Raw genomic sequence first — 7,299 nt, 5'->3', positions numbered from 1 at the left:
ACGTTTTTTGCTGGAGAGGCAAACAAAATGTAGGAAAAGTGCGAAATAAATATCGGGTGTTTCCTACGCCATCGGAATGATGGCCAAGCGATCGGGTTGTCATAAATGCGCCCGCGCAAACCTGCCCGTCCTTCAGGCATCCGCCGCCTGAAAACCACGCCAAGACCCCGGCCTGACAGCCAGGCAGTCATCACTTCAAACACATCATTCAGGCATCGCTAACAAGCGCTAACAACGCATAACTGGCAGTCGATCAGGTCCTGGGGGCAGGATTGACGCTCACCGCTGAACGTCAGGCAACCTGCAGACATCATGGGTTGTCGCGGTCGGTCGAACGATGGTTTTGCGAGGGATCCGATCATGGCTGAAGGTTATCGCCAACATTGCCTGTGCGAGGCTGACCGACTCGGCAACGACGAACTGTATGCCTTGGTCACGGGCGCCGTCAGGCATGACAGGGCTGAATCCCAACAACTGTTCGCGACGGTGACACCGTTGCTCATCGCCTATTTCGAAGGCCAGGTACAGGCCGGAAGGATCAGTCGCGAGGACACCGGCCGCCTCGTCCAGCAAGCCTTCAAGACCCTTTATCTCGAGCAGGCCCGGCATGACCCCGGCTTTCCGTTTCGGGCATGGCTCATCGAGATTGCACGATCCACGTTGCTCGACAACCTGGGCCATCGGGGCATCACAGCGCCGGACCACCCCACGCCGCTAGCGGGTGCGTCTGCCGCAGAACGTCACGACACCCCACGCTCAGCCTGCATCGATCTTTCGACGCAGTGAAATCTTCACCAGGGAATGCCCATGATCAACATCGAAAAAACGCTCTATACCGCACAGACCCGCACCACGGGAGGCCGTGAGGGGACCGCACGCAGTCACGATGGTCGACTTGATCTCAGGCTCTCCCCTCCGGGCGCACCGGGGACGGGAACCAATCCCGAGCAGTTGTTCGCGGTGTGCTGGTCGGCTTGTTTTCTCGGCTCCCTGCGCCACGCCTGCAACGCTCGCAGGATCGGCTTCCCGGCAAACGCCGAGGTGGAGGCTCAAGTCGACCTCGTACACGCAGAGCACGGGTTCTTCCTGCAGGCCCGCCTGGCCGTGTCATTGCCGGAGATCGAGCCGGAAGTGGCACGCCAACTGATCGAAGCCGCGCACCAGAATTGCCCCTACTCCAAAGCCACACGCAGCAACATCAACGTCAGCATCACCCTCGCCTGATCCCCCATCTGCCGCTCCCGAACCGGCCAGCCGCCGACACGCCAGACACGCCTGCCCTGCCTGGCGGCCATGCAGCGACACCATGGTGCAATAGAGGGCTCCCAAGGCTTTTGATGTGATGGCGGCAAACCGACAAAAGCCAGGAGTAGCGCATGAAAAAGCTGACGACCGCCGCCGGCGCACCAGTGGTGGACAACAACAACTCGCAGACCGCCGGCCCGCGAGGCCCGGTGCTGTTGCAAGACGTATGGCTGCTGGAAAAGCTGGCGCATTTCGATCGTGAGGTCATTCCCGAACGGCGCATGCACGCCAAGGGTTCGGGGGCGTTCGGCACCTTCACCGTCACCCGTGACATCAGCCGCTATACCAAGGCCAGACTGTTTTCGAGCGTGGGCAAGACCACCGATATCTTCGTCCGGTTTTCCACCGTGGCCGGCGAGCGTGGTGCCGCCGATGCCGAACGTGACATTCGCGGGTTTGCCATCAAGTTCTATACCGAGCAAGGCAACTGGGATCTGGTGGGCAACAACACGCCGGTGTTCTTTCTGCGCGATCCGCTGAAATTCCCCGACCTCAACCATGCGGTCAAACGCGACCCGCGCACCAACCTGCGCAGCGCCCGCAACAACTGGGATTTCTGGACGTTGCTGCCCGAGGCGCTGCATCAGGTGACGATCGTCATGAGTGATCGCGGGTTGCCGCGCACCTACCGCCACATGCATGGTTTCGGCAGCCATACGTTCAGTTTCATCAGCCCGGCGAACGAGCGATTCTGGGTGAAATTCACCTGGAAGACCGAGCAAGGCATCGAGAACCTGACCGATCAGCAAGCCGCGACACTGATCGGCGATGATCGCGAAAGTGCCCAGCGCGACCTGTACACCAGCATCGAGGAAGGCCGCTTCCCGCAATGGAAGCTCTACGTGCAAGTGATGCCGGAGCTGGACGCCGAGACGTACCCGATCAATCCCTTCGACCTGACCAAGGTCTGGCCCCACAAGGATTACCCGTTGATCGAAGTCGGTGTACTTGAACTTAACCGCAACCCCGACAACTACTTCGCCGACGTCGAACAGGCAGCCTTCAACCCGGCCAACGTCGTGCCCGGCATCAGTTTCTCACCGGACAAGATGCTTCAGGCCCGCCTGTTCTCCTACGGCGATGCACAGCGCTATCGCGTGGGCGTCAATCATCATCAAATCCCGGTGAACGCCCCACGCTGCCCGGTCCACAGCTATCACCGGGACGGCCAGATGCGCACCGATTCCAACGCAGGCAGCACCCTCGGCTACGAGCCCAACAGCCATGGCCAATGGGTCGAACAACCGGATTTCAGCGAGCCACCGCTGGCCCTCAAAGGTAGCGCCGGGCACTGGGATCACCGCGAGGACGACGACTGTTTTTCGCAACCCGGCGCGCTGTTCCGGGCCATGACCATGGCCCAGAAACAGGCCCTGTTCGATAACACCGCGCACTCGATTCATGGCGCCAGCGCTGAGTCGAAACAACGACACATCGACCACTGCACCCGGGCAGATCCGGCGTACGGCGCAGGAGTCGCGCAAGCCATCGAGGCACTGGGCTGATCTGCAAAGACGCTGGCAGGCAGCCGAAACAACAACGCCCGGATTATCCGGGCGTTGTTGTTTGTACGGGTCAGTCAGGCAATGATTCGCGGCTGAAGGCCTGCACCTCCTGCACCAGACCGCGAGCCGCCATCTCCACCAGTTGCCGGCCCTTTTCCGGCGAAGCCTGGGCCGGGTCCGAGCCCATGCGGCCATCGGGGTGACGGGCACGGAAGTCCGCGGCTTCGCGGATCGGGCCCCAGTTGGCGATCTGCGGCGAGTAGTCGGCCGACTTGATGGAATCGGGATAGGCCCACTGAGTCACGGCGATTTCCGAAGGCGTCGCATGAATGCCGTGGCCGGTCGGGAACTGCTCACGGGCCAGCTCATTCACGCCTTCCAGATCCCACCAGTTGCACAGTTTCAGGGCGAACCCGGCCTTGCGCCGGGCAAAACTCGCCTCGGCGTACAGCTCCGAAAACGCCGCTTCGATCGAGGCGATGTTGCCGCCGTGGCCATTGAGGAAAAAGATCTTTTCAAAGCCGTGGGCGGCCAGCGAACGGGTCCAGTCCGCGATGGCGGCGATGAAAGTCGAGGGCCTGAGCGAAATGGTGCCAGGGAAACCGAGGTGATGTTGCGCCATGCCGATATTGAAAGTCGGGGCGATCAGGATGTCTGCACTTTTCTGCGCTTCATGGGCGATGATCTCCGGGCACATCCAGTCGGTGCCCAGCAGGCCGGTCGGCCCGTGCTGCTCGTTGGAGCCGATCGGGATGACGATGGTGCGGCTGCGTTCGAGGAATTGGGCGATTTCGGACCAGGTCGATAGGTATAAAAGCATCAGGATTCTCACTCTTCGAAGGTTCCTCGCGGAACGAGGGTTGGCGTTCAATGCACCTGCAACAGCAGCGTCATTGATAACACCCGCCTCCCTTCGACGACAGAATACGAAGGTATCGGAATCGCCGAAACGCCCTAATCGCGAACGAGAAACTCACGGGGCGATTCGCCCATCATCCGTCTGAACATTGCGCTGAAGGCGCTTTGGCTGGCATAGCCCAGGTCCCGGGCAATCACCCCGACGGACTGCCCTTTGTCGAGCCGGTCGATGGCGGTCGCCAGCCGCACCTGCTGCAGCCAGTGCCGGAAATTCAGGCCGGTTTCATTGACGAACAGGCGAATCAGCGTGCGCGAACTGGCGCCGACCCGGTCTGCCCAATAGCCGATCGAATGGTCTTGTCCGGGGTCCTGCAGAATCGCCTCGCACACCGTGACCAGTCGCCTGTCGACCGGCCACGGCACTTCGATCGGCAACGTCCGCGCCGCCTGCAGTTCACTGAGTATCAACGCCACGATGTGCGCGTTGCGCCCTTCCTGCGGGTATTCGATCGGCTGGTCGGCCAGGGCCAGAATCAACTCGCGCAACAGTCCGGGGATCTCCAGCACTTTGCAGTGATCGCCCAGCCCTGCGCAGACCTGCGGCTCGATGTAGATCGAGCGCATCCTGACCGCGCTCAGCATCAACTGATCATGGATCACCCCGGGTGGAATCCATAATGCCCGCTTCGGCGGCAGGATCCACAACCCGCGTTCGGTGGCCACCCGCATCACGCCGTTCGAGGCATACAGCAACTGCCCGTGCCGATGCACGTGCGGTTCGTTGTATTCGCCGGTGGCCTGATCGCGCACCAGCACGGTCATCACCCGCGGCACATCCTGATAGTCGGGATAACGTTCGCTGCGCGGCGCGGACTCACGCCTGGCGACGACCTTGCGCACCTCTTGTCTCATCGCGTGGAGTCTCCTGAAATCAGCCCTTGATCGTCGTAAGGCCAGGATTGTCACTTTGACGACAAACCCTGGCATTTGCCATGGCCGGCCCATTGTTAGCCTTGCGCTCATTGTTCATCAATGAGGCTTTTCCCATGGCAATCACCCGCAATCTCTCCAGCAGCCAGCAGGCCATTACGGCGGTGATCGGCCTGCTGATCCTGTCCATCGCCCTGCGGCCGCCGATCATTTCGGTGGGACCGATTCTGCTGTTGATCCAGCAGCACTTCCAGTTGAGCTACACCCAGGCCGCGCTGCTGACCTCGATCCCCGACATCTGCATGGGCGTGTTCGCGCTGGTGGTTCCGAGCCTGGCCAGGCGCTTCGGGATCGACCGCAGCGTAGTTGTCGCACTGACGCTGTTGGGGGCCTCGACCTTGCTGCGGGCGCTCTCGCCGAATGCGTTTTTCCTGCTCGGCAGTACATTTTTTGCCAGTGTCGGCATTGCGGTCGCCGGTGCAATGACCGGCGCGTGGATCAAGACTCACTTTGCGCAACGGCCGGCACTGTTCATGGGCATCTATGCCGGCGGACTGAGCCTGGGCGCGACCCTCGCCGCAGTGTGCAGCGCGCCGATTGCCGAGCTGGCGCAGGACTGGCGGGTCGGCGCCGGGATCTGGAGCGTGCTGTGTGTCACCGCCATCGCCAGTTGGGTGTGGATGGCGCGGCGTTTTGCGACACCGGCGCCAGTGGTGAAATCGCCGTCGCACCAGAGCAAGCGCCTGCCGTGGGGCAATCCGCAGGCGTGGCTGATCGCGTTGAATTTCGGTGCCGGTCAATTCGTGGTTTACGCCCTCTTCGCCTGGATGGCGCCTGCGTCGGTGGAAGCGGCCACGTCGAGTGTTTCCCCGGGCATTCTGCTGGGCATTTTTACGGCGGTGTTCGCTGTTGCCAGCGTGGGTGCGGGGCTGATTCCGGGCAAGGCCCACGACCGGCGCGGCCTGCTCGGGTTGTCGGCGTTGCTGGCCCTGCTGGGGCTGGGTGGCATGGCGTTCCTGCCGGGGTACTGGCCGATGCTGTATGTGGTGCTCGCAGCCATCGGGCTGGGCATGGGCTTCACCGTGGCCATGACCTTGCCGCTGGATCACGCCAGCACCAGCGAACAGGCCGGATTGTGGACGGTGTTCATGCTGTTCATCGGTTACCTGATCGCCGCGCTCGGCCCGTTGTTTTTTGGTGCCCTGCGCGAATACACCGGACACTATGGCCCGGCGTACACCTTGCTGTTCGCGGTTCTGCTGTTGATGCTCGGCATCACCCCGCTGCTCAGACTGGCACCGGCGGCATCGCCACAGGTGTCCGCTGCCTGAGCAGGAGGTGACAGACCTGCGACGCGCCTCGGCACGTCGCAGGCTTTCAGTTGGCCGCAGCGGCTTTTTCAATCAATCGGGCCACCGGTGCCGGGTTCGACACCATCACCACGTGAGAGCCGCCCTTCACCACCTCGACTGCCTTGGCATCGGCACGTTTGGCCATGAACGCCATCGCCTGAGGCGGGATGTTCTTGTCCTTGTCGCCATAGATGTACCACGACGGAATGTGCTTCCAGGCAGGCGTGCCGGCCTGCTCGTTCAGCGCCGCTTCGGTGACCGGGCGTTGGGTCGCGGCCATCAGTGCCGCTTGTGCAGCCGGGACATCGGCGGCGAACTGATCGTGAAACCTGCTCTGCTGGATGTACAAGTCCTTGCCGCCGTCGGTCAGCGCAACGGGTGGCGCCAGTGTCGGGCCGAGGGTACTGCCGGGAAACTTGCCGGCGAGTCCGGCAACGGTTTCACCGGCTTCGGGCGCAAAGGCACTGACATAAACCAGCGCTTTGACATTGGCATGATCGTTGGCCGCCTCACTGATGACGTTGCCGCCATAGGAGTGACCGACCAGCACCACTGGCGACTGAATGCTGCTCAGCAACGCAGATACCGCCGCACCATCGCTCTTGACGCCGCGCAGCGGATTGGCGGCGGCGATCACTGTGTAGCCATCCTTCTCGAGAATTTTCGCCACGCCGTTCCAGCTCGATGCGTCGGCAAACGCGCCGTGCACGAGTACCACGGTCGGTTTGGCGGGTTGAGCGAAAGCACTCACGCCCAGGCACAGGCCGGCAGCGAGGGTCAATGCAGTCAATGTTCTTTTCATGTGACAACTCCTTGTATGACGGGATCAGGGGGCGTATCGGGTAAAGACAAAATCGTGGTTCTGCACCCGCGCCTGATGGCAGGCGAAACAGGTCTGGTGCTGGGCTTCATCGGCGGGTTTGCCGTTGATGAAGCGGCCGAATCCCCAGCCACCGGTCGCGGCGTATTTGCGCGAATCCTTGACCATCACCTGAACGGTGGTGGCCGCCCCCGGAATCGAGGCGGGTTCGAACTCCGGGGACTGCACGCGTTTCCACGCCAGCTTGACCAGCACCGTGCCGTCGGGAAACGGCAGCGTCTTGCTCTGGTAAGCCTTGATCGCCCGTTCATTGCCTAGCACCGCTCGCAATTCATCCAGCGGTGCGGCTTCCTGGGCCGGGGCAATCAGCGCCCACTGACGATAGTTTTTCGGCAGCTTCACGCCGTAGATCGGCGAGGCGTCGCCGTCATCGGCCTCGCCCAACGCGACACCGGTGGCGGCCAGCGCAGCGAGCGCAATGGCCGCCGGCAACACGGCCCAATGGTTGAGTTTCATCGTCGGATCCCCT

At 62.1% G+C, this 7,299-nt stretch carries 8 protein-coding genes; 4 read left to right on the top strand and 4 right to left on the bottom strand.

Annotation, left to right across the window (positions count from 1 at the left end; translation table 11 throughout):
- Positions 1–360: 360 nt before the first annotated feature.
- The 3 genes from IF189_RS11625 to IF189_RS11615 all read left to right on the top strand — a co-directional run bounded on the left by IF189_RS11625 (position 361) and on the right by IF189_RS11615 (position 2,810).
- Positions 361–786: a hypothetical protein gene (locus tag IF189_RS11625; protein WP_085733942.1), complete on the top strand. Its 426-nt coding sequence runs from the start codon at positions 361–363 to the stop codon at positions 784–786.
- 21 nt (positions 787–807) lie between these two features.
- A complete protein-coding gene (locus tag IF189_RS11620) occupies positions 808–1,224 on the top strand; it encodes an organic hydroperoxide resistance protein (RefSeq protein WP_134827198.1) in 417 nt (138 codons plus the stop codon).
- Positions 1,225–1,376: 152 nt separating this feature from the next.
- Positions 1,377–2,810: a catalase gene (locus IF189_RS11615; RefSeq protein ID WP_134827199.1), complete on the top strand. Its 1,434-nt coding sequence runs from the start codon at positions 1,377–1,379 to the stop codon at positions 2,808–2,810.
- Between the two features lie 70 nt (positions 2,811–2,880).
- Here the strand turns inward: IF189_RS11615 and IF189_RS11610 are convergent, their stop codons facing one another.
- Both IF189_RS11610 and IF189_RS11605 read right to left on the bottom strand, forming a co-directional pair.
- Positions 2,881–3,630, bottom strand: coding sequence for a creatininase family protein (locus IF189_RS11610; RefSeq protein WP_011333687.1), 750 nt, complete (start codon positions 3,628–3,630; stop codon positions 2,881–2,883).
- A 134-nt stretch (positions 3,631–3,764) separates the two neighbouring features.
- Positions 3,765–4,580: an AraC family transcriptional regulator gene (locus tag IF189_RS11605; protein WP_192553341.1), complete on the bottom strand. Its 816-nt coding sequence runs from the start codon at positions 4,578–4,580 to the stop codon at positions 3,765–3,767.
- Positions 4,581–4,714: 134 nt separating this feature from the next.
- Between IF189_RS11605 and IF189_RS11600 the strand changes: the two genes are divergently transcribed.
- A complete protein-coding gene (locus IF189_RS11600; RefSeq protein WP_192553340.1) occupies positions 4,715–5,929 on the top strand; it encodes a CynX/NimT family MFS transporter in 1,215 nt (404 codons plus the stop codon).
- 46 nt (positions 5,930–5,975) lie between these two features.
- Here IF189_RS11600 and IF189_RS11595 read toward each other — a convergent pair whose 3' ends face one another.
- Both IF189_RS11595 and IF189_RS11590 read right to left on the bottom strand, forming a co-directional pair.
- Positions 5,976–6,752 (bottom strand): alpha/beta fold hydrolase, encoded by a 777-nt coding sequence (locus IF189_RS11595; protein ID WP_192553339.1) that lies wholly within the window; start codon positions 6,750–6,752, stop codon positions 5,976–5,978.
- Positions 6,753–6,776: 24 nt separating this feature from the next.
- Positions 6,777–7,286 carry a cytochrome P460 family protein gene (locus IF189_RS11590; RefSeq protein WP_192553338.1) on the bottom strand — a complete coding sequence of 170 codons (510 nt, stop codon included), beginning with the start codon at positions 7,284–7,286 and terminating at the stop codon, positions 6,777–6,779.
- Between the last annotated feature and the right edge of the window lie 13 nt (positions 7,287–7,299).

Origin of the sequence: Pseudomonas sp. IzPS59, assembly GCF_014863505.1 — a bacterium.
In the GTDB taxonomy this organism is placed as follows: domain Bacteria; phylum Pseudomonadota; class Gammaproteobacteria; order Pseudomonadales; family Pseudomonadaceae; genus Aquipseudomonas; species Aquipseudomonas kribbensis.
The sequence above is the reverse complement of the archived record's forward strand: the minus strand, read 5'-3'. Positions and strand labels throughout refer to the sequence as shown.